The following is a 24649-nucleotide window of genomic DNA, read 5'->3' as shown; positions in this document are numbered from 1 at the left end:
AAATGAGATTCATAAACTATTTTTTTCTTGGATTGGTGTTTACAAAATCGTTCGGACAAAATATCACACAATCTGAAATTTTAGGGTGCCCAACTGACAACAGCATTACGGTACAAGCTTTTTTTGATGCAGATGTAGAAATGCGCGTTCAATACGGACTCGCTTCAGGAGTTTACTCTTTTCAAACCAATTGGCAGCTTTTTTTGGCCAACGAACCTGCAGAATTAACCCTTCAAAACCTGTCATCTAATACTGCTTATTACTATCAGCTACAGTATCGATTGCCCGGAGGTTCAATTTTGAGCCAGCCTGAACACACCTTTCACACGCAGCGCGATGTGGATACAGGTTTTACTTTTGTGGTACAAGCCGATCCGCATTTAGACGAACAAAGCAATCCTGTTTTGTATCAAAGATGCTTACAAAATCAGCTCGAAGATCACCCGGATTTCATGATTGATTTAGGCGATTTTTTAATGACCGACAAACTCAAAAACTTGACTACCAATAGTATTCCGCACGACACTATTCCGTATAGATGTAAATTATTGAGAAGTTATTATGAAAAAATAGCACATTCAGTTCCGTTATATATTGCCCTAGGAAACCACGAAGGCGAATGTGGTTGGAACTTGAACAACACGCCCAACAACATTGCAGTTTGGAGCACATTGGAAAGAAAAAAATACTTTATGAATCCTTATCCGGATGGTGGTTTTTACACTGGCGATACTACCCAACACGACTATGTTGGACAACGCGAAAACTATTACGCCTGGCAATGGGGTAATGCTTTGTTTGTGGTTTTAGATCCTTATTGGTATACTTCGCCCAAACCAACGGCAACTACCGGTTGGCGCTGGACTTTAGGTGCTTCGCAATACAATTGGCTTAAAAATACTTTAGCCAACAGTACGGCCGAATATAAATTTGTTTTTTCACATCAAATGGTCGGAGGCGATGCTGACGGACGCGGCGGTATTGAATTTGCCAATTTATATGAATGGGGCGGACAAAACCTCGACGGAACCAATGGATGGGCAGCGAATCGCCCCACTTGGGATATGCCCATCAAAGATTTACTGACCCAAAATAAAGTCAATATTTTCTTTCACGGACACGATCATTTTTTCGGAAAACAAGAAAAAGACTGCCTTATTTATCAAGAAACACCGCAACCGAGTCATCCGAACTTTAACGGTGTTGCGTATGCCACTACTTACGGATATCTTGAAGGTCAAATTTTGCCCAATTCAGGACATATTCGCGTTACTGTTTCAGCAGCAGGCATCTTGGTTGAATATGTGCGAGCCTATTTACCTGAGAGCGAAAACAACATTCGTCACAACAAAGATGTATCAGCAAGTTATTTTATTCCTGCGGAGAATTGTTATACGCTTGGTACGCATCCGAGTATGATGTGGAATGCTGATTATCCAGAAGATATTGTATATCCGAATCCGTTTTCAACTGAAACGACCCTTGCTTTTTCACTTGAAAAACCAGCGTATGTATCGGTTGAAATTTATAACATCCATGGACAACTCATCAAAACGTTAATCCCGGCACACACCATCAATTCCGGAAATTACAAAGTGGTTTGGGACGGGCAAAATAATGACGGTAATCAAGCTGCCAACGGTGTTTATTTATATCAAATCAAACATGAATCAGGCAAAACTGAAAGCGGGAAAATCATCCTCAAACGATAAAAATATTTTTTATGAAAAAAGCAATTTTAATACTACTCGCCTTTGTTGGTTTGACAGCTCAAGCGCATGACTTGCATCCGGGGCAATTCCCTCTGCATCATTGGGCTAATCAGCAAAATAAAATAATAGCTGACGGAACTTTTTATATGCTCAAAAACGATTGTGTATATCTGGAAGATGCGCATTTGAATTTGGTTAAAATACCGCTTAAAAATCTTTCAAAAGAAGACCAACAATATGCATTGGCCAAAAACCACAGAGTGCAAGAATTAAATCAGAATCCTTTTGATGAAGCGCCTTCAAAAGAGAATCGCAGTCAAAACTTTTTAGTTGAGAAAATTCAATTCATCGGGTTTATTTCAGCCGCTTTTTTACTCTGTATGATGCTGTTTATCAATAGACAAAAAGCACGCTATTTAAAACCTCTTTTGATGGTGGCGCTAGCTACTTTAACTTTTGGATTTACGGCTCAATTAACCATAACCGACCCGGATTTTATCAATTCCGCTTTTGCACCGTTTTCATCTACGGTAAGTACCAGTTGGGACAACACCTATTTTTATGTACACTCCAAAGGAATACCCAATCACCCGATGATGGTTGGAATTTCAAATCACGGTTGGCAACAACAAGTTCCCATTCCTCAGTGTTATATCAACAACAATGCATGGAGCATTCCGCTCAATCCGGTGATGGCTGCTTCGCCAATTCCGATTGACGAAATACATTTTACCCGCGGAGCAATTGGAATTGCAGCCAATGGTGTTCCTATTTTTAATTATCACACCAATACAGGCGTTGATTCTTATCTTGATGGTCAACTTGACAACTATGGCGGACACTGTGGTCGGGGCGATGATTATCATTACCATATAGCGCCCTTGCATTTATATACTTTGGGTCAGACGCAGACTTCTTTGCCTTGTGCCTTTGGTTTTGATGGTTATGCGGTTTATGGAAGCGTTGAACCCGACGGAAGCCCAATGAATCCGCTGGATAGCAATCACGGTCATATCGGGACCAACGGCGTTTATCACTACCACGGAACTTCAACCGCTCCGTATATGATTGGTAATTTTGTAGGACAAGTAACTGAAGATGCTACGCATCAATTGATTCCGCAAGCAGCTGCTCATCCGGTGCGAAACGAAAATTGGACCCCGCTCAACGGAGCATTAATAACTACTTGCACACCCAACACAAACAACAACGGATATAATTTATCTTACACACTCAACGGAACTGCCGGTTATGCAACTAATTTTAGTTGGAACGGAACCAGTTATACTTTTAATTATGTAACTCCTTCAGGAACTACAACCACCAATTACAATGGTTTTTCACAATGCACAGTTCCTAACTTAGCACAAAGTACTTTTAGCCAAAGCCCGGAGCTTATCATCTCACCTAATCCTGCTCAAAATTGGGTGCAAATAGAACTTAAAAATAAACAGCTCAAAGCCGATATCCGCGAAGTTGTCATTTATAATGCGCAAGGCAAAAAAGTTTTTTCATCTCCTCGATTTACCTCACCAATCAATGTACAAGGGTTTTCAAACGGAATGTATTGGATAAAAATAGAAACCAACAGTAGTTCAATTACACAAAAATTAATGGTAGAATAAGACGATGAAAAAAATGCGATGGCTCTTATTTTGTGTTTGCTGGATAAAACTTAGCGGACAAACGGTTCAAAAAACAATGGCATTATTGCCTGATACCGGTCAGACCAACAACTATACTTCAACCTTTGGTGAAGACAGTGATTATAGTATTAATCCACCTCAATATGTTTTGAATAATGATGGAACACTGACCGATGTAAACACGGGTTTGATATGGGCCATACAAGACGGAGGCGAAATGACTTTTGAGTCAGCTCAGATGTATTGCGATCAACTCAACTTGGCCGGTTACACCGATTGGCGATTGCCCAGTCCGATTGAAGGTTTTTCGATTTTGAATCACCAACGAAACAATCCGGCGCTCGATACCAACTACTTTGCAACCACGAGTGCAGAATATTGGTGGACGAGTAAAACACAATTGGGTGATGCCAACAAAGTTTGGTGTACCAATGCCGGTGGAGGAATTGGCAACCATCCTAAATCTGAAACCATCAGTGCCGGTGGCAGTAAAAAATTTCACGTCAGAGCCGTGAGACAAACGAGTCCAACTATTGAGTTGACCGAGCGCTTTATGGATAACGCTGATGGAACGGTTACGGATTTATTGACGCAATTAACTTGGCAGAAAGCGCCCAATACTACCGGCATGACTTGGGAGCAAGCACTCAGTTATGCCGAACAATTAACCTTGGCGGGCAACAGTCAGTGGCGATTACCCAACATCAAAGAATTGCAATCGCTGCACGATCCGGAGTTGGTTAACCCAGCCATTGGAAGTGTTTTTAATAATGTAGGTGTTAGAAATTATTGGTCTTCGACAACTTTATCGAACCAAAATCTTAAAGCTTGGTATTGGAATACACAATTTGGAATCACAACCTATGATTTAAAAACCAACAGTAATTATGTGATCTGTGTTTCAGGTGAGTCTAGTCTGAACAATCAGAATCAAGATTTTAAAAGCTATACGATATACCCCAATCCGGCTGATGCTTATTTTCAGATTTATACGAACAAATCAACAGAGACTCATCGGTTTTCACTTTACAACTCATTGTGGCAAAAGGTTGCTGAATTTAGCTCTTATCATATGAACACTAGTCTTCTGCCTAATGGAATCTATTTTTTGAAAGTTGATGAAGGTACATTGATAACTCAAAAAATAATGATAAGTCATTAATCATTTAAATCAATTATTAATGAGAAAAAAACTTATTACCGGAAGTATTCAAAAAAGGCTATTAGTCAACTTGATATTTATGTACTTGATTTTAGCGTGTAATCAAAATCAGAAAAAAAGAGAGCTTGTATTGGATTGCTTTATTGAAAAACAAAAAAAAGACTTAGTACTTAATCAAAAACAAAAACAAACGCTCATCGCTAAAGAAATTGAGTTAGCAAATAAAGAAAGGCACTTGGTCAATGTGATTGAAGAATATCGGAAAAACTTATACCAAGAGATTTGTTCTGAAAAACCAAATGAAATATTAATCCAAGATTTAACAAGGCAAATTGCGGATGAACAATATCATTTGCAAATTATTTACAACTCAAGATTGTCTGAATTTATGAAAATGAAAGCTGCTAATAAAAACTAGATTAATGGTTCAGTTTACTATTCTTATAACTAAATCCAAAGTAAATACTGAGTCCGATCAATAGCCAAATGGTAAAATAAATCCAGTTCCATACGCTGAGTTCGGCCATCATGTATAAGCACGAAACCAAGCCCAAAAGCGGAATCAAAGATAAGTTTGATCGATAAGCCCAAAGCACCAATCCAACCAAAACAAACATAAAAATCCACATCGGAATTTTGTGCTGAAACAGTGCAAATCCGCTTTGGTATTTCTGATTTTCAGCAATCGGAAGTTCATCAACTAAAGTTTTATAGGTAGTTTCATCGTTGTGATAATCGCTCAATAATGCTTCAAGATCGGCATTTTCAGCATGCTTCGGATTTTTGGCAATCATAAAATCAGTCACCAATTTGGTTTGATTAGCATCGAGTGAAGTCACAATATCTTCGGGCGCATTGATTTGTTTTTCATTGGTCATAAAGTTCATCGTTGCTTGCTTGTTGTACGTAAAAGCAAAGACCAAACCGGCCATAAATAAAATAGGCGCTACAAACTTGGCATTGATGTAGGGCGTTTTGAATTTACCACGCGGAATATCGGGCTTGTTTTGCAATACCAAAACTCCGGCACAAACCAATACAAAAGCAAATAAAGTTCCGATGCTGCACAAATCAGTTACCATCGTTAAATTCAAGAATAAAGCCGGAACTGCTACCACAAAACCGGTAACAATAGTGGCGTATGAAGGCGTTTTATATTTCGGATGTACGCGTGCATAACGTTTGGGTAATAATCCGTCGCGGCTCATGCTCATCCAAATGCGTGGTTGTCCCATCTGAAAAACCAAAAGCACACTCGCCATCGCTACTACGGCGCTCACAGCTATGATTCCGGACATCCATTTGAGGTTGAGTTTATCAAAAACAAAAGCCAACGGATCGCCCACATTAAGGTCACTGTATGAAACCATTCCGGTCAATACAAGTGCGATAACAATGTATAAAATGGTACAAATAATAATCGCCCACATCATACCGCGCGGCAAATCGCGTTGCGGGTTTTTGCATTCTTCAGCAGTTGTTGAAATCGCATCAAAACCAATATAGGCAAAGAAAACCGCCGACACACCTTTGAGGACACCGCCAATTCCGTTGGGAGCAAAAGGATGCCAATTTTCGGTATCGACATAAAAAATCCCAACCGCAATCACCAAAAGAATAATGCACAATTTAACCACAACCATCAAGTTACTGGCGTTGCGTGATTCTTTCATACCGCGATAAACCAAAGCTGTGATGATGATGATGATGAGCAAAGCCGGTAAATCAGCCACCAAGTGAAACGAACCAATCGTCGGTGCCGAAGTCCAAGCTGTGTATGCATGTTGCAAGCCTTCATCTAAATTTTCAAAAACTTTTCCGCCTTGCATCAGCGCGGTGGCATCTTTAAAACCGTTGGATGCCGTAAGATAATCCATCTGGATATATTGTGGCAAATGAATGTTCATGCTTTCGAGCAAACCGGTAAAATAATCACTCCACGAAATGGCCACAGTAATGTTGCCAATGGCGTATTCCATAATCAGCGCCCAACCAATAATCCAAGCGATGATTTCGCCAAAAGCCACGTATGAATAGGTGTAAGCACTTCCTGAAACCGGAACCATCGAGGCAAATTCTGCATAAGCAAAGGCTGCAAAACCACAAGCCAAGGCCGTAAACAAAAACAAGAAAATTACCGCCGGACCGCCATCAGCACTGGCTTTACCAATGGTGCTAAAAATCCCCGCACCAATAATTGCGGCAATGCCAAAGGCAGTTAAATCGCGCGCTGTAAGATGTTTTCCGAGTGAATGATGTCCGTCAGACTCATTTTTTTCAACTTGTTTTAAAATATCGTGAACTGATTTTTTGCGGAATAAATTTGAAAACGACATGCTTTTCTTTTTATGAACAAACAAATATATGATTATTCGCTTACCATTGAAAAATCTGCTTAAGAATAACCTCAGACTATTTTAAAATAAAAACAAATAATTAAAAACAATAATTCAGATTGATTAAGAAACTACTTTTGAATCAATTCATTTTTAAAATTATTAACCTGAAAAACAATTCAATATGGAACATTCAAACGAAGCTAAATGCCCTTTTCACCACAAATCACCCAATACTGGAACAGGCAATCAAGATTGGTGGCCCAACCGATTAAACCTCAATATTCTTCGTCAGCACAGCCAGTTATCAAACCCAATGGATGCTGATTTTAATTATGCCGAAGCCTTTAAATCACTTGATTTAGCAGCTGTAAAAAAAGATATTTATGATTTGATGACCGATTCTCAAGATTGGTGGCCGGCTGATTACGGACATTACGGCCCGCTGTTTATCAGAATGACTTGGCACAGCGCCGGAACGTATAGAATATCTGATGGTCGCGGTGGCGGCGGAACCGGAAATCAACGTTTTGCACCCATCAACAGTTGGCCTGACAACGGAAACTTAGATAAAGCGAGAATGCTTCTTTGGCCTATTAAAAAAAAATACGGCAAGAAATTATCATGGGCTGATTTGATGATTTTGGCCGGAAACTGTGCGCTTGAATCTATGGGCTTCAAAACTTTTGGATTTGCGGGTGGGCGTGAAGACATCTGGGAACCAGAGCAAGATATTTATTGGGGAACTGAAACAGAATGGTTGGGAGACAAACGTTATGCCGGCGACAGAGAGCTTGAAGATCCGCTCGCAGCGGTTCAAATGGGATTGATTTATGTAAACCCTGAAGGCCCGAACGGTGTACCTGACCCGATAGCTTCTGCCAAAGATGTTCGAGAAACTTTTGCGCGCATGGCTATGAATGATGAAGAAACCGTTGCACTAATTGCTGGAGGTCATACCTTTGGCAAAGCGCACGGAGCCGGTGATGCAGCTTTAGTAGGTCGCGAACCTGAAGGTGCCGAAATAGAACATATGGGCATGGGTTGGATCAGCAAACACGGTTCCGGAAAAGGCGGCGATGCCATTACCAGCGGAATCGAAGGGGCATGGAAACCCAATCCAACTACTTGGGACAACGGCTATTTAGAAACTTTATTCAAATACGATTGGAAATTAGTCAAAAGCCCGGCGGGTGCTTTTCAGTGGATTCCCACAGATGAATCAGCAGCAACAACCGTTGAAGATGCTCATGACCCGAATAAAAAACATGCGCCGATTATGACTACGGCTGATTTGGCTTTGAAAATGGATCCGGCGTATGAAAAAATATCACGTCATTTTTTAGAGAATTTTGCAGCTTTTGAAGATGCTTTTGCCAGAGCTTGGTTCAAACTGACTCATCGAGATATGGGCCCACGCTCAAGATATTTAGGAAGTGAAGTTCCAAAAGAAGAACTTATTTGGCAAGATCCGATTCCGGCTGTTGACCATGAATTGATCAATCAAGAAGATCAGACAAAACTCAAAGCTGAAATACTTAAAAGTGGTTTGAGTGTTTCTGAATTGACAGCAACAGCTTGGGCTTCGGCGGCTTCTTTTAGAGGTTCTGACAAACGCGGCGGAGCCAACGGAGGTCGCATCAGATTAGAACCACAAATCAATTGGGAAGCCAACAATCCTGCAAGAACTAAAAAAGTGTTAGCTGTTTTGGAACAAATTCAAAAAGCTTTCAATCATCAACAATCGAATAAAAAAGTATCCATTGCTGATTTGATTATTTTGGCTGGAAATGCAGCCATTGAAAAAGCGGCTCATGACGGTGGATACCATGTTGTAGTTCCTTTTCATGCCGGAAGAACCGATGCATCTATCGAACAAACCGATATTGAATCATTCAAAGTTTTAGAACCCAAAGCGGATGGTTTCAGAAATTACAAAGCCACTTCATGTTATTCAACTACTGAAGCCTTATTGGTTGACAAAGCCCAATTGCTAGAATTAACCGCGCCAGAAATGACCGTTTTGGTGGGCGGATTACGCGTTTTGAATGCTAATTACAACCATTCAGCGCACGGAGTATTAACGCAAAATCCGGGTGTTTTGAGCAACGATTTCTTTGTTCATTTGTTGGATTTAAATACCCAATGGACAGCGACAGATGAAAAAGGCGAATACTTTGAAGGTAAAGACCGAAAAACACAAGTCAAAAAATGGACAGCAACCCGAGCTGACTTAATTTTTGGGTCGCATTCTGAACTCAGAGCCATCTCAGAAGTTTATGCCGAAAGCGGAAATGAAAATAAATTTATAAACGACTTTGTTTTAGCATGGAATAAAGTTATGAATTTAGATCGTTTTGAATTGTAAACCAGTTGCTTAATATTGATTATTTTAAAAAGCGTTTCAAATAAAAAGGAACGCTTTTTTTATGTTTAAAACTGACAAAAATCATATGGAAATTCTACAGTTAATGCTTAACTTCGCGCCGTAAAATTGATTAAACCTTTTTAAATTATATTACCATGTCATTAGTAGGAAAAAAATTCCCGAACATTACCGTAGACGCCATCTCTTTCATGGGCGATAACCTTAGAATTAATGTGCTAGATGAAGCCGTTGAAAACAAGAAAAAAGTAATTCTTTTTTGGTATCCCAAAGATTTTACTTTTGTTTGTCCGACTGAATTGCACGCATTTCAAGCTGCTTTGCAAGAGTTTGAAAAAAGAAATACTATGGTTATTGGCGCTTCATGTGATACCAATGAGGTACATTTTGCTTGGTTGAATACACCTAAAAATGCGGGAGGAATTGAAGGTGTAACTTATCCTATTTTAGCAGATACCAACAGAAATTTATCAACTGTTTTGGGTATTTTGGATATTGAATCTAGCGAATACAACGAAGAAACCGACAGTGTTATTCTAGAAGGTTCAAACGTAACTTTCCGCGCTACTTATTTGATTGACGAAGACGGAAAAATTTTCCACGAAAGTGTAAACGATATGCCACTTGGAAGAAACGTTAACGAATATTTGCGATTGATTGACGCCTACACACACGTACAAACCAAAGGTGAAGTTTGCCCGGCCAATTGGGAAGAAGGTAAAGATGCCATGAATGCTGATCGAAATAGCACGGCTCAATATTTATCATCACACTAAAAGATTTGCAAAATGTTTGTAGAACTCAATCAGGATAATTTAGCTGAAATAGTACAGCAGAATTCAAAAGTAGCTGTTCAATTCTCTGCTTCTTGGTGTGGCAATTGTCGTATTATGAAGCCCAAGTTTAAAAAACATGCAGATGAAAATCCAGACATGACTTTTGTGTTGGCTGATGCTGAACTTTATCCTCAATCAAGACAATTGGCGAATGTTTCAAATTTACCAACTTTTGCTATCTTTGATCAAGGTCAATTGGTTAATGAAGCGCAAACCAACAAAGCTGAAGTTCTAGAGGCTTTAATTAAAGAATTACAATAATTACCTGCCAAAAGCGTTAAAAAAATCAAAGTGCTATGAAATTGCCCATCATCAGACACCTCACTCAGTTCATTGAAGATAATGATCAAGATTATTTGGTTGAAACCATTGAAGTTCTTGAATCACTTACTGAAGTTTCTTCTTTAAGTGATGAAGAATTAGATGTATTAGGCGAGCTTATTTCAAATTTATACGGTGCTATTGAAGTTCATAAAATGATTCGTCAAGGAGCCGAAAAAAAAGAAGCGCTTAATTCCTTTATGAAAAGGGTCACAGGATCAATTGACAAATAACCTACACAATTATTGGGTAAGCCCGCAACGTATGCTGTAACAGGTTTATGTTGCGGGTTTTTTATTGTTTAAAGCCTCAAAAAAACACACCTATAAATCGAAATAATTTTTTACTTTTGAAACCTAAAATAAAGCCATGTCAACAATCACATTAGGAGGGAACCCTGTAAACACCTCTGGAGAAATTCCTAAAGCAGGAACCCAAGCCCCGAATTTTGAATTAGTAAAAAATGATTTATCAACGGTAACTCTGAGTGACTTTGCAGGAAGCCGGTTAATCCTCAACATTTTTCCGAGTATTGATACTGGAATTTGTGCAACTTCTGTTCGAAAATTCAATGAAATGGCTGCCGGTTTGAATAATACAAAAGTTTTGTGTATTTCTAGAGATTTGCCTTTTGCGCAGAAGCGTTTTTGCGGGACAGAAGGAATAGAAAACGCTATGACGCTTTCTGATTTTAAAAGCGGAAGTTTTGGTAAAAACTACGGATTAGAAATGACAGACGGAAACCTTAATGGTCTTCATGCACGTGCTGTAATTGTCTTAGATGAAAATGCACAAGTTATCTATACTGAATTGGTTCCTGAAATTGCTTCAGAGCCTAATTACAATTTGGCTATAGCTGTTTTATAAATTATTGATTATGGAATTTCAAAAAGACAATACTTTTTTTACAGGAAGACTCAAAAGTGTGGGTTTTGCGCTCAAAGGCATGATTAAACTTATCACAACCGAACACAGTATTATGGTGCAGACTTCAATTGGAGTTCTCATGATTATTGGTGGTTTTTATTTTGATATTTCAACAACAGAGTGGGTGATGCAAACGTTTGCAATTGGCATGGTACTTAGTATTGAAGGACTCAATACCGCTGTTGAAAAAATAGCTGACTTTATTCATCCCGAATATCACGAAAAAATAGGTTTTATCAAAGATATAGCTGCTGGTTCAGTTTTTTTTGCTGCACTCACGGCTATTGCTGTTGGTTGTTTGATATATATTCCTAAGTTTTTATAAGCTAAAATTAAATGGCTAAAACCAAAAAAGAAACACAGCCGGCTACCGAAAAAAAGCCATGGAAATTCAATAGAAAATACCAAATGCTGTTGGGTAGTGTTTTGGTTTTGTTTTCAATAGCCTTATTGGTTGCTTTTATTTCTTTTTTTATCCATGGTCATGAAGATCAGAGCACACTAAATATGCTTGCTGACCGAGGTGAAAAAGCTCATAATTGGTTGGGTAAATTTGGCGCTTTATTATCAGATGTCTTTATTTATAAAGGTTTTGGAGTTGCTTCATTTTTGTTTGTTAAATTATTTTTCTTGACCGGAGCTTTTATTGCTTTAGACATTTCGTTTAAAAAACTCAAAAATGTTTGGTTTTGGGATTTGTTTGCAATCATACTGATTTCGGTTCTTTTCGGATTTTTTGCCAATTCTTTGCCAGAACTGGGTGGAACTATTGGTTATGAAATGAATCTCTTTATTCAAGATTACATTGGCCGAATCGGAACATTATTGGTGTTGGTTTTGGGGATTGTAGTTTACTTGATTTTCAAAATAAAAATATCTCCAGAGGCAGTCAAGTCATTTTTTGAGCGCAACAAAAAAGAGATGGATGATGAATTTCAGAATGCTGCCGCGTTGAACCATAGTGATAAAACTTCAGAAACAACTGCATACAACCTTGAAGAATATGCTGTTGATGAAATTCCTGAACAGAACATTCAACCTGAGCCGGTAAAAGCATCCACTTTTGAAATCAACAAAGAATCACTCAAACCCACCATCGAACATCCCTCTGAAATTCACTTAGATCATCGCGCCAAGCCTATCATTATTGAAGAAGACGAAGAAGATATTCCTGAGCCGGTTCTGAAAACAGCTTCGGCAACCATCGTATCTGAAGACGAATCATTTGTGATAGAACAAGCGCCTGAAGAAGACATTATTGAAGAAAATCTAGCCGATAAACTCGTAGCTGATTTTGGTTTATTTGATCCAACACTAGAGCTTTCTAACTATAAATTTCCGACACTTGATTTGCTCAAAGAATATTCCGGAGGTGGTATTACCATCAACCAAGCCGAGCTTGAAGAAAATAAAAACACCATCGTTGAAACCCTGCGCAATTACAAAATTGAGATTGCTCAAATTAAAGCAACGGTAGGCCCGTCGGTAACTTTGTATGAAATTGTTCCTGAAGCGGGTATTAGAATTTCTAAAATCAAAAGTTTAGAAGATGATATAGCGTTGTCACTTTCGGCTTTAGGCATTCGGATCATCGCGCCGATTCCCGGAAAAGGAACCATAGGTATTGAAGTTCCGAACAAAAACCCTACAACCGTTTCAATGAAAACCGTGATTGGTTCAGCGAAGTTTCAAGAAGCCGAGATGGAATTGCCGATTGCTTTAGGAAAAACCATTTCTAATGAAACCTTTGTGGTTGATTTGGCCAAAATGCCACACTTGCTTATGGCGGGTGCTACCGGTCAAGGTAAATCCGTTGGTCTCAATGCCGTTTTGACGTCGTTGTTGTATAAAAAACATCCGGCCGAAGTAAAGTTTGTTTTGGTGGATCCTAAAAAAGTGGAACTTACCTTATTTAACAAAATCGAACGTCATTATTTGGCCAAGTTGCCTGATTCCGGTGATGCCATCATTACTGATAATACCAAGGTCATCAATACACTCAACTCATTGTGTGTTGAAATGGACAACCGTTATTCTTTGCTCAAAGATGCCATGGTGCGTAACATCAAAGAATACAACGAAAAGTTCAAATCGCGCAGATTGAATCCTGAAAACGGACATCGTTTCTTGCCTTATATTGTATTGGTGGTTGATGAGTTCGCCGATTTGATCATGACTGCAGGTAAAGAAGTTGAAACCCCGATTGCTCGTTTGGCTCAATTGGCGCGTGCCATCGGAATTCACTTGATCATTGCCACGCAACGTCCGTCGGTTAACGTAATTACGGGTATTATTAAAGCCAACTTTCCGGCGCGTATTGCTTTTAGAGTAACTTCAAAAATTGACTCACGTACTATTTTGGATACACAAGGTGCTGATCAGCTTATTGGTCGCGGAGATTTATTGTACACCAACGGCAATGACCTCATTCGTGTGCAATGTGCTTTTGTGGATACGCCAGAAGTTGAAAAAATCACAGAGTTTATAGGTTCGCAAAAAGGATATTCAGATGCCTATTTATTGCCGGAATTTGTGGGTGAAGACAGCGGAATCAATCTCGATTTTGATATTTCTGAAAGAGATTCACTTTTTAGAGAAGCCGCAGAAATTATCGTGACCTCACAACAAGGTTCAGCATCATTGCTGCAACGAAAACTAAAGTTAGGCTACAACCGCGCCGGCCGTCTTATTGACCAACTCGAAGCTGCGGGTATTGTTGGTCCGTTTGAAGGCAGCAAGGCCCGAAGTGTGAACATTACTGATTTAAGCGCGCTTGAACAATTTTTTAACAACGAACAAAACGATCATTAATATGAAAAAAGTTGCCTCAATTTTATTTGTCTATTTCATTTGCTTTTCGGCATGTGCTCAAGACAAAAAGGCAAAAGAATTACTCGATCAGGTAACTGCTAAGGTAAAAAGTTATGACAACATTGTTATTGACTTTAAATATGCGTTGAATAATCAAAAAGAAAACGTCAACCAAGAAAGCAAAGGAAATGTAGCTATGAAAGGCAATATGTATGTCTTAAATCTCATGGGTGTTACCAAGCTTTTTGACGGTAAAAAAGTCTACACTATTAATCCGGAAGATGAAGAAATTACCATTTCTAAACTCAACGAAAAAGATGAAAATGCTGTAACGCCATCAAAGATGCTTACCTTTTACAACAGCGGTTACAAATACACTTGGGACATTGTTCAGAATATAAAAGGGCGCAAAATACAATATGTTAAGTTAGTTCCGACTTCTTCTAAAGACAAACGAAAAGAAATTTTGCTCGGAATTGATCAACAAACTAAAAACATCTACACTGTTATTGAAGTTGGTAAAAACGGAACCAAAACTACACTTACAGTTCTTTCGTTTAAAACCAATCAAACTTTGCCAAAAAATCAATTTACCTTTGAGCAAGCCAAATATCCAAAATATTACATCAATAAGTTAGACTAAGCCGGTGAAAATTCTTGACCGATATATTCTAAAGTCATTTCTGACCACATTTACCAGCGTATTTGTTATTCTGCTGCTGATTTTTATTCTGCAAACGGTTTGGTTGTTTATTGCTGAATTGGCCGGAAAAGACTTAGATTTTGTATTAATTGTCAAGTTTTTACTATTCAAAATGCCTAGCTTGGTGCCACTTGTGCTGCCGCTTTCAGTGTTGTTGGCATCAATTATGACTTTTGGATCATTGGCAGAAAACTATGAATTTGCCGCCATGAAATCTGCCGGAATTTCTTTACAAAGAAGTATGCGGGGGCTCACGTTTTTTATTATTTTATTGAGTTTTTGTGCTTTCTTTTTTGCCAACAATGTGATTCCATATGCCGAATATAAATTCATCAATTTTCGCAGAAGTATCGCCCAAATGAAACCTGCAATGGCCATAGCTGAAGGGCAATTCAGCGATGTTGGTTTGTATAATATTAAAGTTGAAAAGAAATCCGGACCCAACGGAAATTTCTTGACTGGTGTTACCATCCACAAAAAAGTTAATGATTATGACGGAAGCAAAAACGTTATCAAAGCTAAAACGGGTGAATTGGTAAGCAGTGAAAATTCAAATATACTTCAGTTAATTCTTAGAGACGGATTTTATTATGAGGATATTATCCCGAAAAAATATGAAGACCGAAATAAAATGCCTTTTGCCAAAAGTTCATTTAAGCGGTATGTGATCAACATTGATTTAACCAAACTTAAAAGCGCTGATTCAGACGAGGATTTGGTTAAAGATACCGATAAAATGCTCAATATTAAAGAGTTGCTTATCACTATTGATTCGCTCAATACCGATTACCAAAAAGACGTTACATCTATTGCTGACAACTCATTTGTTAGAAACGGATTAGCTTTTAATGCCTCAAAACCAGCAGATGAAAGCAAAAAGTTCAAGCAAAATATCCTTTCAAATTATAGCGTACAAGAACAAGCCAATTTATTACGTGTGGCCAGTAGCAGTATTACGAGCTATAATTTTTCTGTTGAAAGTTACAAAAACGAACTTTTTGGTAAAACCGAAAATATCAATGAGCATTGGATTGCTGTTTATGACAAGCTGGTTATTGCTTTTGCTTGTTTACTCATGTTTTTTATTGGAGCACCACTAGGAGCAATTATCAGAAAAGGTGGTTTAGGCCTGCCCATTGTATTTGCCGTGACTATTTTTATATTGTTTCATTTCATCAATACTTTTGGTAAAAAAGTCGCTCAAGAAAACGAAATAACACCGTTTATGGGTTGTTGGTTATCATCAATGGTATTGTTGCCTTTAGCCATTTTGCTTACTTACAGAGCCACTAATGATATTGGATTGATTAACCTTGACAACATAACTGTACCTATTCAAAAATTATTTCAGAAAATACTTCCTACTAAATCAGAAGAAAACTAAAGCTCATGGAGGCTCAAAAAATACAACTCAACACCATTGAAGAAGCCATTGAAGATATTCGTCAAGGCAAAATTATTATTGTAGTAGATGATGAAGATCGTGAAAATGAAGGTGATTTTGTGGCTGCTGCCGATAAGGTAACGCCTGAAATGATCAACTTTATGGCCATGCATGGACGAGGACTTATTTGTGCTCCACTAACTGAGAATCGATGCAAAGAACTTGGATTGCATGCCATGGTCAACAATAATACTGATCCGATGGAAACAGCTTTTACGGTATCAGTTGATTTGCGTGGACATGGAGTAACTACCGGTATTTCAGCTTCTGATAGAGCTAAGACAATCCAAGCATTAATCAATACAGATACTAAAGCACATGAATTAGCTAAGCCAGGTCACATTTTTCCGCTCATAGCCAAACAAGGCGGTGTGCTCAGACGAACAGGTCATACTGAAGCGGCCATCGATTTTGCTCGTTTGGCCGGATTCAAACCAGCCGGTGTTATTGTTGAAATTATGAATGAAGACGGTTCTATGGCACGTTTGCCAGAACTTATTGAAGTAGCTAAAAAATTCAATTTAAAATTAGTTTCTATTGAAGATTTGGTAGCCTACCGCATGCAACACGACAGTTTGATTGTCAAAAAGGAGGACTTTGACATTACGACTCGTTTTGGTGAATATAGACTCAGAGCTTATCAGCAAACGACCAACAAACAAGTGCATATTGCCTTAACGAAAGGTACTTGGAATAAGGGGGAAGCTGTGCTCACACGCATCAATTCAACACAAGTAAACAATGATATTCTAGGCACGCTTACAACGAATGCTGACAAAAAATTAGATGTGATGTTTCAAATGATTAACGAAGCAGGTAAAGGAGCCATTTTATTTATCAATCAAGAATACCACAATACTGATTTACTTAATCGAATTAACGAATTAAAAGTGCTTCAAGCCAGTGGTGAATTCAAAGCACCACAAATCAAAATGGATACAAAAGATTTTGGGATTGGTGCACAAATTTTGCACGATCTAGATATTTGTAAAATAAAATTGTTGACTAATTCTGAACAAACTAAACGCGTTGGAATGATTGGCTATGGTCTTGAAATTACTGATTATGTTGCGTTTTAAGCATTTTTTTAGAAGAATTTGAAACAGTAAATTAATGCAAATGAATGAATTAAAAAAAACGCTTTAAAATTATTTAAATTTTGTTTTAATACTTTTTGCAAAACAGAAAAAGGTTTCTATATTTGCAACCGCATTGAGCAATTGGTGCAAAACATATTGGAGAAATGGCAGAGTGGTCGATTGCGGCAGTCTTGAAAACTGTTGACTGTAACAGGTCCGGGGGTTCGAATCCCTCTTTCTCCGCGAAAAGCACCTCAAAAGGGTGCTTTTTACTTTTAAGTACTTTCCTTTTTTATACAACCCTATATTTTACGGCACCTAAGAGTTATTTAGGATAAAGAAGTTCAGAAATGAGTTATCTCATTTTATACTTTATATCTCATTCGACAGGTATCCTATTTGGTCCCCTGCGTTTTTGATAAATTCTTTAGGTTACCAAAAGTTGCCTATTGTTGTAAGCTGTTTTCATAACACAATTTTAAGTAGATTTTTGTCTTAAAAATTGCGTTAGATTCTTGAGTCTGCGTCAAAATCGCCTATAACGTTTTGCGGCCATGTCTTGTGGCGGAAAAGCGAGCCGCGTACGCTCCGCTAAACTAAATAAAAAACGTGAAAACCAAACATAAAGCAAAGAAAATCCAGCCATAAGTTATGACCGCTGTTACCAGATGTTGCTTTTAGTCAACGTAGGTTTCTTTCATAATTTCCTTAACCTTTTGAATTTCTTGTTCAGTCAAACTTTCAAAAGTTTTAGTAATTCGAATTCTGTCAACAGTTCTGATTTGATCAAGCACAATCCAACCTTTGGTTTTGTTGTGATGAACTTCAATTCTTGTTGGATAATTTTTAGAACTGCTCGTCATTGGCGCAACAACGATTGTCTGTAAATATTTGTTCATTTCGTTTGGTGAAATAATTACGCACGGTCTAGTTTTTTTTATTTCACTTCCGATTGTTGGGTCAAGATTGACCAAAACTATTTGATATTGTTTTAATTCCATTCTTCAAAATTTTCATCTTCAAATACATCGTCAATCATGAGTTTATCGTCTCCGTTTTGATGCATCTTTTTGAATGATTTTTCCCAACCACTTCTAGGCTCTGATTTTGGTTTAAGAATGATATATCCTTTTTCAAGAATTAGTTCAACCTTGTCAGTTATATTATATTTCTCCAGAAGAGTTTTTGACAAACGAATGCCTTTTGAGTTGCCGATAGGAATAACAGAAATATCCATTTTGTTTTTATTTTTGTACGCACAAAGTTATTACTTAAAATGAATTATCCAATTTTTACCACGATTTTTTTTGCAATATCTGGTAACGTTCTCTTGCTAGGCGAACGTTGCGGAAAAGAGAGCCGAGTACGCTCCGCTAAGATAGAATTTTCTCGTGAGAAACAAGCTTAAAGCCAACAAAATCAAGCAATGGCGCTTAGCAAGGGTTAGCGGCTGGCATTTTGTAGTTTTTTGATTCTTGCATTTAATGAGGCTACGTTTTCTTTTCCAATTTCAGAAAGCGTCAAATTAAAGTCCTGCGATAATGAGGGGTTTTGTTGCAACAAATTGAATAGTCCCTGAATTGAGTTTACTCTCACTATTTTACTTTCTTTTCTGTCACTTGCCCATTTGGTCAATAAGTCCCACGTATTTCCTAATTCTTTCTGTGTCAAATTTAGCCGTGAAACAAGCAATGCCAAATGCCATTTCAGTTCTATGTCTTTTGCACTTTGGCATAGGTTCAGTAATTCTATTTTATGTTTTTGTAAATAGTCTGATTTTCTTAATGTAATTTTTTCAATAGCGTCTGCCGTACGCATTACAACTTTCCTGTCCGAATAAGTCAGACCTTCAAACAATTCATCAAACGCTGTCTGGTTATTTACCATTGCAACGATTTTATTGGCTTTGCCAATGGAACGAAGGTCACCACCTTTTAATATGTCTTGAAATTTGTTCACTTTACAGGTTGTCTCAAAATGGTTCTTAATTTGTCCGGCTCAGTTTTGTTGGGGTCCGAGAGATATATTTCGTGGTGAAGCCCGTTTTTTGTCAGTTTATGAGCTGTGATAAAGTCATCCATTTGTCTGATGCTTTCAGGTTCAGTTTTATAAGAACCAACGTGCAGGATACTAACCAAATCACCTTCATCAATAATTTCAAATTTTACTTCGGATGCGGTTTCTGTCTTCTTTTTTACAACTTCATCAATTGCTTTTTCAACCATTTTTTCTGTGACAAAATCAGGCATTCTGATAAGAAGTTTCCAATGCCATTCTGAACGTGGAACTTCCAACGCAGGTCGTTTGTCGTTCACCCACCAAAGTCCTTCCAATTTAGGAACTCCAAAGTCCTGAATAGTCTCTTTACAGATTTTCTTAACTCCGTAAGCAACAGGATAAATTGCACCTGCTTTTTCGGAAAATTCTTTTCCTGCTGGTTCGCCTTTGCCTAAAATAGTCAAGTAAGGAATTTGTCCAAACGATACTTTTTCTGCACTTGACTTGGCAGAATAGTATTCTTTGTATGTTTTTGCTAAATCTAATTTTTCCATTGGTGTCTGTCTTTTTATGCTTGCCGCTAACGTTCTCTTGCTAGGCGCGCGTTGCGGAAAAGCGAGCCGAGTAAGCTCCGCTAAGATAAAGTGGCAATTATATACTTGTGTAACCCAATCTTAGCGTTTTTTCCGTCCTGCCAATTTAAGCTATTTTCGGCAGGATAAAAAATTAGCTAAAATGTTTTGACAAACTCGGTAAAATCGTTTGTCGGTTTCTCGGGTTCCCCTTTACTTTTCATATCGCACGTTTACAGTTCGTGAGACAGAGTTTTTTCAAAAGCGCGAGACTTTGCGTTTTGTTTTCAGAATCGATGAAAATTTGGCAACTATATGCGCCCTACGATAAATTCGATTCCTTTTTAGCGTTATAGACTTCCTGCAACAAATACACCTTTCCTGACACTCCGGTAAACTCTAATTCGCTTTTTTTCTCGAAGCTCCGTCGCATAGTGTGATAAGGCGCTGCATTAGGCTCTATTTTCGCCAACGCGTCTGCAAACTCTTTCAAGTTGGTTGAGAACAACACAACTCGGTTATTAGTGTTTGCGGTGTATAGTTTACTAATTGCCTGAATCGTCATTTGATTTAGGTTTTTTAGTATGAGTTTTTACAAATGCAGAAAGAGCCGCATTAAATTTTGGCTCTGTTTTGTCAATTCTTACGTCCTTTTCGGGGCGCGGTATGTCGTTTTCTCTTTTCGGTTTTTTATCCATTGATTAGGGTTTTATAGTCCAATCTTTTGTTAGTTCCGTTTGCCAAAGCTACATCAAATTTGCTTCCCTCTGACAAATCGCGGTTATTAAAACGGAACGTGAACTCATTTACATAACGGCCTAAATGTTTGTCGCTAACTTGGTGGTAAATTCCGTCAAGACCTCTTTTAAGCAATGACCAAAAATTTTCAATTCCGTTAGTGTGAACACTACCTGAAACATATTCATTTGCAGAGTGACACACAAAAGAGTGATTGAAATCTTTTTTCAATGGTTTGTATGCTTTCCATTCGTCGGTGTAAATTGTTGCTCCGGCCTCAACAGTTTCTACCATAATAGGCAAAAGTTGTTTTGCGCTTTTGTTTTTAACCGGAACAGCAAATACTTTTCCGTCACGCTCTAAAATACCCAGCACCGGAACTTTTGTACCAACGTAAGGATTTTTAGCTTTTTTGCTTGCGTGTTTGTTGGTCTCTTTTCCACCGATGTAAGTTTCGTCGATCTCAACAGTTCCGGTGAACGGTTCTGCATCTACATTGTAAGTCTCACGGATTCTCTGTAATACAAACCAAGCGGCTTTTTGAGTAATTTTTAAATCACGTGATAACTGACATGATGAAATACCCTTTTTGTGAGCAGTAACCAAATAAATAGCTACAAACCATTTGCGTAAAGATATTTTTGAATCATGGAATATTGTACCCACTTTAACGCCAAATTGTTTTCTACATCCATAGCATTTGTAACGTTGGGTTTTACCTTTCAAAGTGTTTACTTTGGTTGATTCGCAATAAGGGCAAGCAGGTTCACCATTCCAACGGATAACCGCTAAATGTTCCTCGCAAATTTCTTCAGTAGTGAAGTAGTCTAGAAGTTGGAATAAACTATCGAAATCTCTTAAATCTTTAGCGGTTTTCATATTGTTGTTATTTGATGATGTAAATATAAAGCGATAAAATTACATAAACAAATATTTTTGTAATTATTTAGTGATATATGTACAAACAACAATTGGTTATAATTGCTTAACGCCTCAAAAGTAATAATTTAAAGTAATTAACTTGTAATGTTAATAAAATTTTATTTAAAAAAATTATGTTAAAAAATTTTCATTATCTTAGCACAAACAAAAAATCCCTTTCTGGCGGGAAAGGGAATGTTCTTTGAAATAGTGAGGTCTATTATTGAGACTTAATTTTAAGTAAAATTATGAAAAATTATTTTCATGAGCAAGGAATCGATGAAGATTTAGTATATCGATTCTTTAACATAGCAAAAAATGCTGTTGTAGCCGGAGTTAATGGCTCCAAAAGAGAATTTGAAAGTGATGTCGAACAATATTCTTATCGATGCGGAAAACCAGTGTGGAGAAATTCTCACATCAAAAAGAAATGGAAAGAGATGTATATAGATGAGATCGGGCGAAATATAAATCATTTGAAATCACACGGAGTAGACTATTATATGCTTGACGGAAAAGCCTTGTTTTGTTTCAAGGAGATGAACTCAAAGAGCATGGTTAGAGGTGTGGAGTCAAAGCGATTTAAAGACGCAATGTCTGGCAATCTTTCAAAATATAGCACTTCTATGCTAGAAACATTAGCAAAAATGGGTATTTTAAAACCTTTGCCGATATTCTACATAGGATATATTTTAGATTTTAAAGGGTCTTTGAGTGATGTGCGCGTGGCGCATTATAAGGACGGGGGGATTGATTTTATCATGAGCCTGATGAACCTAGACGAGCAAAACTTGTTTTCGATTCTTAACCAAGATGACGATTTACCAGTTAAGCCGAAAATTGAATTTATTAATAAGAAAAAAGGCCGTTCAAAAAAGGACGGTAGCACCCAAAAATAATTATTAACCTACCCAATAATAGACCTCACTTCAAAGAAATAAAAATCAAATTTAAGCAACTTGAGATAAACGAATCACACTATGGCACCAATATTAGACAACGAATTACTTAGATTGGCTAGAACCTATAAAGGTAAGAGCCAAAAAGATTTTTCGGAAGATTTAGGAGTTTCACAGTCTTTAATCAGCGGCATTGAAAAAAGCACAAAGCCTTTGAGTGAAGATATTGTGTCTAAACTTCAATCAGAATTTGGTCAGAACTTTTTCAAACAAAAGTTACACTACCCCCAATTAAAAGTTTATTACAGAGCTAGCGCAAACATCCCAAAAAAATATACAGACCTTTTTGAGTCAAGATTACAAATTATTGCTAATCATATCTCTATTTTATTAGAAGCCGTAGAAATACCCGAAAACAAAATACCTTTAATTGATTTGGAAGATTTCAACAACGATGCAGAGTATTTAGCTAACGAAATTAGAGATTATTTTGGCTTAGGTAGAAAGCCTATTGAAGATATTGTTAGGCTTTTAGAAAAAAGCGGGGTTGTTATATTTTTCTATGATTTTGATTTCATATCTTCTCAAAATAAACATTTTGACGGAGTAAGTTTTTACGTAAACGGAGTCCCTGTGATTTTAATAAATGATAAAATACAAAATGCGAGAAAGGTTTTCACAATTTGTCATGAGTTACTACATTTAATTGCTCACAATCACTCACAGGCTTTTTTATCCAAAGAAAGAGATATTGAAAAAGAAGCTAATCAATTCGCGTCTGAGTTTATCGCTCCGAAATCAGCATTAAGAGGTGAGTTTACTAGACTTTCTTTTGATAAATTATTTGAGTTAAAGGCTTACTGGAAAATATCAATAGGTGCATTATTATATAAAGCGAAAGAGACTGTTTTAACTGCTGAGCAATACAAAAGATGGGCTACTGCTTTCTCAAGATATAGAAAAAATGAGCCGAACGATTTTGAAATATCAAAACCTGTTTTACTAAAAAAGATGTTTGATTGTTTTGAGTCCACATTAGATGAAAACGAAGACTTTCACGATGAACTTTATATATCAAAAAAGGTATTTGATGATATTTACGGCACTTTAAATGATGGAAAATCAAAAGCAAAAATGAGAATAGTTATGTAAAAAAATAAAGCGCCTAAAAAGGCGCTTGTAAATTAACCAATCCCCACATTAGAGGGATTATATACGATGGTTGCTTCTCATTAGAGCTACGGTCTACTAAACCAAAACCTGATAATAAAAAGGGGTGTTCGCAGCATCCCTTTTTTCATTTAGCTAATTTAGAAAATTTATTATAAATAATAATTATAACCTATCCATTTTAAGACAAAAGCCTTGTTTTTTTGACTATTTTTGTTTTGTTCTGCGCAGAACATTTTTGTTAAACTCTAAATTTTACAATTATGTTAAGAACAACGAAAAGGAATTCAGAAACACACGTTTCAATTCCAATCGAAACAATCCCTTTTGCGCTTCAATTTTGCCTAGTGTTAGGCATTTTTTGTTACTCATTAGGGAAAATCAAATAAAGGTATGCGCCCTTGTTTGAATGTGCCTCCGCCTTGTGTAAGGTTGGAGGTTTTTTTACGTTTGTCTTAATATGGATAGGCTCTTAATAATTTAATTTTAATCTTTTCGCTTTTGGGTTACACAGATATATAATTGCCGATAAAGTTTTTACGTGAAAAACAAGCGCAAAGCCAACAAAATCAAGCAATGGCGCTTAGCAAGTGTTAGCCGCTGGCTTTTTTACGCGAAAGAAAATCAGTCCAATTTTGAACAGCCCGTAACTTGAATGAACTGCTAAACGTTGTTTTTCCATCTGGTTAACCTCCGCATTCCTCTTGTAAATAGCCAAGAAATAAATCTTGAATGTCCACCTTCAATCATTTTTTGCTTACAATATTCTTGAAACTCGTTCACATCATTTCCTTTGTAAATAAACTCGCCATTTTCAAAGCAGTAAGAACAATACATTTTACTAATGCTTCCGTCAGCATTTGTACCACCCTTTTTTTCATCTCGTTTTAGCGGCATTCCGCAAGATTGGCAATTCCTATAATCTGTCATGTTGTTTATTTTTAATTCAAAGATAAAGTTTCAAAGTTTATGTTTCACAGAAGAACTC

At 37.4% G+C, this 24649-nt stretch carries 24 protein-coding genes and 1 tRNA gene; 17 read left to right on the top strand and 8 right to left on the bottom strand.

The features are described from left to right. The first annotated feature begins 2 nt into the window (after positions 1 to 2). From KIH23_RS10395 to KIH23_RS10380, 4 genes are all read left to right on the top strand, one after another. Positions 3 to 1712, top strand: a complete 1710-nt coding sequence (locus tag KIH23_RS10395; RefSeq protein WP_213213425.1) for a metallophosphoesterase family protein — start codon at positions 3 to 5, stop codon at positions 1710 to 1712. Between the two features lie 11 nt (positions 1713 to 1723). Then, positions 1724 to 3337: a T9SS type A sorting domain-containing protein gene (locus KIH23_RS10390; protein ID WP_213213424.1), complete on the top strand. Its 1614-nt coding sequence runs from the start codon at positions 1724 to 1726 to the stop codon at positions 3335 to 3337. 76 nt (positions 3338 to 3413) lie between these two features. Further along, a complete protein-coding gene (locus KIH23_RS10385; RefSeq protein WP_213213423.1) occupies positions 3414 to 4520 on the top strand; it encodes a DUF1566 domain-containing protein in 1107 nt (368 codons plus the stop codon). 19 nt (positions 4521 to 4539) lie between these two features. Then, the gene (locus KIH23_RS10380; protein ID WP_213213422.1) at positions 4540 to 4938 is read left to right on the top strand and encodes a hypothetical protein; all 399 of its coding nucleotides are present in this window, start codon (positions 4540 to 4542) and stop codon (positions 4936 to 4938) included. Between the two features lies 1 nt (position 4939). Here KIH23_RS10380 and KIH23_RS10375 read toward each other — a convergent pair whose 3' ends face one another. Continuing rightward, positions 4940 to 6856 (bottom strand): amino acid permease, encoded by a 1917-nt coding sequence (locus KIH23_RS10375; RefSeq protein WP_213213421.1) that lies wholly within the window; start codon positions 6854 to 6856, stop codon positions 4940 to 4942. Between the two features lie 184 nt (positions 6857 to 7040). On the opposite strand from KIH23_RS10375, the gene katG reads away from it, so the two are divergent. The 11 genes from katG to KIH23_RS10320 all read left to right on the top strand — a co-directional run bounded on the left by katG (position 7041) and on the right by KIH23_RS10320 (position 17606). Continuing rightward, positions 7041 to 9224, top strand: a complete 2184-nt coding sequence (katG, locus tag KIH23_RS10370; RefSeq protein ID WP_213213420.1) for a catalase/peroxidase HPI — start codon at positions 7041 to 7043, stop codon at positions 9222 to 9224. A 155-nt stretch (positions 9225 to 9379) separates the two neighbouring features. Further along, positions 9380 to 10018, top strand: coding sequence for a peroxiredoxin (locus KIH23_RS10365; RefSeq protein ID WP_213213419.1), 639 nt, complete (start codon positions 9380 to 9382; stop codon positions 10016 to 10018). Between the two features lie 12 nt (positions 10019 to 10030). Continuing rightward, positions 10031 to 10339 carry a thioredoxin family protein gene (locus tag KIH23_RS10360; protein WP_213213418.1) on the top strand — a complete coding sequence of 103 codons (309 nt, stop codon included), beginning with the start codon at positions 10031 to 10033 and terminating at the stop codon, positions 10337 to 10339. Between the two features lie 35 nt (positions 10340 to 10374). Continuing rightward, positions 10375 to 10632 carry a DUF6952 family protein gene (locus tag KIH23_RS10355; protein WP_213213417.1) on the top strand — a complete coding sequence of 86 codons (258 nt, stop codon included), beginning with the start codon at positions 10375 to 10377 and terminating at the stop codon, positions 10630 to 10632. A 136-nt stretch (positions 10633 to 10768) separates the two neighbouring features. Continuing rightward, positions 10769 to 11266: a thiol peroxidase gene (tpx, locus tag KIH23_RS10350; protein ID WP_213213416.1), complete on the top strand. Its 498-nt coding sequence runs from the start codon at positions 10769 to 10771 to the stop codon at positions 11264 to 11266. Between the two features lie 10 nt (positions 11267 to 11276). Next, positions 11277 to 11651 (top strand): diacylglycerol kinase, encoded by a 375-nt coding sequence (locus tag KIH23_RS10345; RefSeq protein WP_213213415.1) that lies wholly within the window; start codon positions 11277 to 11279, stop codon positions 11649 to 11651. A gap of 11 nt (positions 11652 to 11662) precedes the next feature. After that, complete coding sequence (locus KIH23_RS10340; protein WP_213213414.1) at positions 11663 to 14137, top strand: DNA translocase FtsK; 2475 nt, start codon at positions 11663 to 11665, stop codon at positions 14135 to 14137. Position 14138: 1 nt separating this feature from the next. Next, a complete protein-coding gene (locus KIH23_RS10335) occupies positions 14139 to 14780 on the top strand; it encodes a LolA family protein (RefSeq protein WP_213213413.1) in 642 nt (213 codons plus the stop codon). Between the two features lie 4 nt (positions 14781 to 14784). Then, complete coding sequence (locus tag KIH23_RS10330) at positions 14785 to 16224, top strand: LptF/LptG family permease (protein ID WP_213213412.1); 1440 nt, start codon at positions 14785 to 14787, stop codon at positions 16222 to 16224. 5 nt (positions 16225 to 16229) lie between these two features. Continuing rightward, on the top strand, positions 16230 to 17363 hold the full coding sequence (gene ribB / locus KIH23_RS10325; RefSeq protein ID WP_213213411.1) for a 3,4-dihydroxy-2-butanone-4-phosphate synthase: 1134 nt from the start codon (positions 16230 to 16232) through the stop codon (positions 17361 to 17363). Between the two features lie 158 nt (positions 17364 to 17521). After that, positions 17522 to 17606 (top strand) — tRNA-Ser (locus KIH23_RS10320). A gap of 434 nt (positions 17607 to 18040) precedes the next feature. On the opposite strand, the gene KIH23_RS10315 is transcribed toward KIH23_RS10320, so the two are convergent. The 6 genes from KIH23_RS10315 to KIH23_RS10290 form a co-directional block, all read right to left on the bottom strand. Continuing rightward, on the bottom strand, positions 18041 to 18364 hold the full coding sequence (locus tag KIH23_RS10315; RefSeq protein ID WP_213213410.1) for a type II toxin-antitoxin system PemK/MazF family toxin: 324 nt from the start codon (positions 18362 to 18364) through the stop codon (positions 18041 to 18043). Continuing rightward, complete coding sequence (locus KIH23_RS10310; protein ID WP_213213409.1) at positions 18355 to 18600, bottom strand: AbrB/MazE/SpoVT family DNA-binding domain-containing protein; 246 nt, start codon at positions 18598 to 18600, stop codon at positions 18355 to 18357. The genes KIH23_RS10315 and KIH23_RS10310 overlap by 10 nt, the downstream gene beginning before the upstream one ends. Positions 18601 to 18806: 206 nt before the next feature. Next, positions 18807 to 19322 carry a hypothetical protein gene (locus KIH23_RS10305; protein WP_213213408.1) on the bottom strand — a complete coding sequence of 172 codons (516 nt, stop codon included), beginning with the start codon at positions 19320 to 19322 and terminating at the stop codon, positions 18807 to 18809. Next, a complete protein-coding gene (locus KIH23_RS10300; protein WP_213213407.1) occupies positions 19319 to 19915 on the bottom strand; it encodes a GyrI-like domain-containing protein in 597 nt (198 codons plus the stop codon). Before KIH23_RS10300 ends, KIH23_RS10305 begins: the two co-directional genes overlap by 4 nt. Before the next feature lie 563 nt (positions 19916 to 20478). Continuing rightward, positions 20479 to 20631 carry a hypothetical protein gene (locus KIH23_RS10295; protein ID WP_213213406.1) on the bottom strand — a complete coding sequence of 51 codons (153 nt, stop codon included), beginning with the start codon at positions 20629 to 20631 and terminating at the stop codon, positions 20479 to 20481. After that, positions 20624 to 21550: an IS1595 family transposase gene (locus tag KIH23_RS10290; protein ID WP_213213405.1), complete on the bottom strand. Its 927-nt coding sequence runs from the start codon at positions 21548 to 21550 to the stop codon at positions 20624 to 20626. The genes KIH23_RS10295 and KIH23_RS10290 overlap by 8 nt, the downstream gene beginning before the upstream one ends. A gap of 290 nt (positions 21551 to 21840) precedes the next feature. Here KIH23_RS10290 and KIH23_RS10285 point away from each other — a divergent pair, with 290 nt between their 5' ends. Both KIH23_RS10285 and KIH23_RS10280 read left to right on the top strand, forming a co-directional pair. Beyond that, positions 21841 to 22491, top strand: a complete 651-nt coding sequence (locus tag KIH23_RS10285) for a hypothetical protein (RefSeq protein WP_213213404.1) — start codon at positions 21841 to 21843, stop codon at positions 22489 to 22491. An 81-nt stretch (positions 22492 to 22572) separates the two neighbouring features. Beyond that, complete coding sequence (locus KIH23_RS10280; protein WP_213213403.1) at positions 22573 to 23643, top strand: XRE family transcriptional regulator; 1071 nt, start codon at positions 22573 to 22575, stop codon at positions 23641 to 23643. Positions 23644 to 24324: 681 nt separating this feature from the next. Here KIH23_RS10280 and KIH23_RS10275 read toward each other — a convergent pair. Then, positions 24325 to 24591, bottom strand: coding sequence for a zinc ribbon domain-containing protein (locus KIH23_RS10275; protein ID WP_249684893.1), 267 nt, complete (start codon positions 24589 to 24591; stop codon positions 24325 to 24327). Positions 24592 to 24649 lie beyond the last annotated feature (58 nt).

It is taken from the genome of Flavobacterium sp. CYK-55 (assembly GCF_018413465.1).
Classification (GTDB): Bacteria; Bacteroidota; Bacteroidia; order Flavobacteriales; family Flavobacteriaceae; genus Flavobacterium.
This window is presented reverse-complemented; position numbering and strand designations above follow the sequence as displayed.